Consider the following 2,535-nt stretch of genomic DNA (forward strand, 5'->3'; position numbering starts at 1 on the left):
GATAATCCATTATGAATGCTCGAGTATACAGCTTTTTGCCTGCTAACATAGTCCCCCAGGAATCCATATAGAGCCTTGTTCTGGAGCATTTCAGAGAACAACTACTATAGTGCGTTGTTTGCTGGCTTGGCTTTAGCGTTTGAGTTGGCCAAGTTCATGGCCTTGCCTGAGATAGCCCGACGCAAGCAGCGCAAAGATTGGGCTGGTGCGCTGAGTGCCACTCTTTTATTTATCACTCTGGCTACTGCCAGTATCTTGGGTTCAATAGGTGGGCTACAGAGTGACACTCAACGAGTGCAAGCAAACATAGCTCAGCAAGAACAAAAAAGAGTGTCACTCATTGAACAACGACAGTTGCTACTTGATGAGATTGCAGAAAATCAGAAGGCGATTGATAAGTATATTTCACTGAACCGAATCAAGAACTTTGCTCAGCCTTTGCAGGACAAAAACAAGGCTTTGCGCCAACAAGCCGCTGAGTTACAAGACAAGATCAATACTGTAGGTGTTGCCCATGAAACGCCAATGACTGCGCTATTGGGCGCTATCGCTACAGCTGTAGGAGAAGACAAGGCTACAGTTCAGGTATATGTGTTCATACTGCTAGCTGTATTGCTTGATCTAGTCGCTAGCTTCTTTATTGAGCTAATCCGCGAGGAAAACCAATTCAAAGCGTCATTAGTTAAAAAGCCACAGATTACCAAAGTTGCTAAAAAGGAAGAGGGTGACACCCCACCAAAGCCTAGAAAGCCTAAGGTGAAAAAGAGTGTCTCTCTGGAAAAACCCAAACCAACGCCACCCAAGTTGGAGATAGTGAAATCTGAAAAGAGTGGCACCCCAGCAGTTGAAGCCAAACAACAAGAGTTGCAGTTGCCTGAATCCAATGTGGTCAACATCAAGCGCGCTTCCGCTTTAGAAAAGTATGCTGTTGTTAAGAAGGCCGTTAGTAAGATGGAAGTAGGGGAGGGTGTCTATAAAAGGCAAATGATGAAGGCTTTCCAGCTTGGTCAGAAAACTGTCGATAAGCACTATCGTTGGTTAATGAGAGATGGGCTTGTTGTGCAAGACGCAGAGACTAAGTTGTTTTATCGGGCGGCCTAGCAATAAACGTGACGCCGTCACGTTTATTGTCTCTTCATTACTAGCTTTGCTTCCCACGCATTACAATATTGTACAAAACGTACATATGATATATAGTTATTGTACATAATGTACAAATGGTGATTATATGGAATGGAAAGCAGCTGAGGCCAGACACAAGTTCAGTGAAGTTCTCAACCAGGCATCACTTGAAGGCCCACAACAAATAGTTCGGCGCGATGAAACCTATGTTGTTCTGACCCAAGCAGAGTATGAACAACTAGCTTTCAAACAACGCAACTTCGTTAATTTCTTACTGAATGGGCCATCCTTTGAAGGCTTAGACCTTGAGCGAGATAAATCAGAGATGCGAGATATTGAGCTATGAGGTTCTTGCTTGATACTTGTGTTTTATCTGAGTTAAGAAAGCCTGATTGCAACCCCAATGTAAAATTTGCCATTTCAAACTGCAGTAATAAAGACCTTTTTATTAGCTCTATTTCCATTGGCGAAATTACAAAAGGGGTTTCTTTGCTGGAAGAGGGAAGGCGAAAAAAAGAGTTATCGAACTGGCTTAATTCTTTAGAAAGCCAATTTGCAGATAGAATACTAAGCGTAGATGCAGAAACCGCGAGAATTTGGGGAGAACTTACAGCAGATGGCAAGCGCAAAGGTAAACCAATTCCCATAATGGATGGCTTGATAGCAGCAACTGCCATTAGGAGTGGTTTACACGTTATGACACGCAATATTCAAGATTTTGAGAACACCAGCGCAATGCTGTTTAATCCCTGGGAAAGCTAAGTTATTGATAGCTAGGAGGCTCAGCACTCCTAGCATTGCCCCTCACTGTTATGGCCAGTTCAAGGCTGGCCAACACAGCCTCTAAATCTAAAGCGGGACAAAATGACCCAATGGACGGCTACTCCTGTATAATACTGCATCGCGTTTAGGGTAGTTATATAAGGGTAGTACCATGGCAACGAGCTGCCTTTCTGGGTTGGCTGATATAAATCAAAGAAAAAAAGAGAGCGATCCGCTCAGCGCCTACGCCAGCCATAATGCCAAACACAAAAATAGCAGCGACTACCAACCGCAGCATCCACTGCTGACCTTCCTCTGATTCAAAGAAGGAGGCACCCGGTGACTGTGAGCGATTTTTAATCTTTTGCAAGCGGCGATGTATGCTGCTTTTGGAGGACTGGAAGACCGCTGCCATTTTTCGACAGCTCTGCTTAGTATTTTCTTTGACGTAATCAGCCAACCCAGAAAGGCAGCTCGTTGCCATGGTACTACCCTTATATAACTACCCTAAACGCGATGCAGTATTATACAGGAGTAGCCGTCCATTGGGTCATTTTGTCCCGCTTTAGATTAGAGTGTGTGATTCATAGACATGGTTTCAATTAATTGGTAGATTTTTCCATGCTATGAACACAACAATTAAAGCCAGGT

The 2,535-nt window shown here is 43.8% G+C and carries 4 protein-coding genes; 3 read left to right on the forward strand and 1 reads right to left on the reverse strand.

Features of this window, described 5'->3' with window-relative positions:
* The first annotated feature begins 75 nt into the window (after positions 1-75).
* The 3 genes from ORQ98_RS29280 to ORQ98_RS29290 all read left to right on the forward strand — a co-directional run bounded on the left by ORQ98_RS29280 (position 76) and on the right by ORQ98_RS29290 (position 1,884).
* On the forward strand, positions 76-1,101 hold the full coding sequence (locus tag ORQ98_RS29280) for a hypothetical protein (RefSeq protein WP_274692363.1): 1,026 nt from the start codon (positions 76-78) through the stop codon (positions 1,099-1,101).
* A gap of 127 nt (positions 1,102-1,228) precedes the next feature.
* Positions 1,229-1,468, forward strand: coding sequence for a type II toxin-antitoxin system prevent-host-death family antitoxin (locus tag ORQ98_RS29285; RefSeq protein WP_274692364.1), 240 nt, complete (start codon positions 1,229-1,231; stop codon positions 1,466-1,468).
* The gene (locus ORQ98_RS29290; RefSeq protein ID WP_274692365.1) at positions 1,465-1,884 is read left to right on the forward strand and encodes a type II toxin-antitoxin system VapC family toxin; all 420 of its coding nucleotides are present in this window, start codon (positions 1,465-1,467) and stop codon (positions 1,882-1,884) included. Before ORQ98_RS29285 ends, ORQ98_RS29290 begins: the two co-directional genes overlap by 4 nt.
* A gap of 154 nt (positions 1,885-2,038) precedes the next feature.
* On the opposite strand, the gene ORQ98_RS29295 is transcribed toward ORQ98_RS29290, so the two are convergent.
* Positions 2,039-2,368, reverse strand: a complete 330-nt coding sequence (locus tag ORQ98_RS29295; RefSeq protein ID WP_274692366.1) for a helix-turn-helix domain-containing protein — start codon at positions 2,366-2,368, stop codon at positions 2,039-2,041.
* Positions 2,369-2,535 lie beyond the last annotated feature (167 nt).

Origin of the sequence: Spartinivicinus poritis, assembly GCF_028858535.1 — a bacterium.
Taxonomy (GTDB): domain Bacteria; phylum Pseudomonadota; class Gammaproteobacteria; order Pseudomonadales; family Zooshikellaceae; genus Spartinivicinus; species Spartinivicinus poritis.

What these genes read in the sequence shown, in the direction of transcription:
- ORQ98_RS29285 (WP_274692364.1), top strand. Translation starts at nt 1,229, where the DNA reads ATGGAATGGAAAGCAGCTGAGGCCAGACACAAGTTCAGTGAAGTTCTC.
- ORQ98_RS29290 (WP_274692365.1), top strand. Translation starts at nt 1,465, where the DNA reads ATGAGGTTCTTGCTTGATACTTGTGTTTTATCTGAGTTAAGAAAGCCT.
- ORQ98_RS29295 (WP_274692366.1), bottom strand. Translation starts at nt 2,368, where the DNA reads ATGGCAACGAGCTGCCTTTCTGGGTTGGCTGATTACGTCAAAGAAAAT.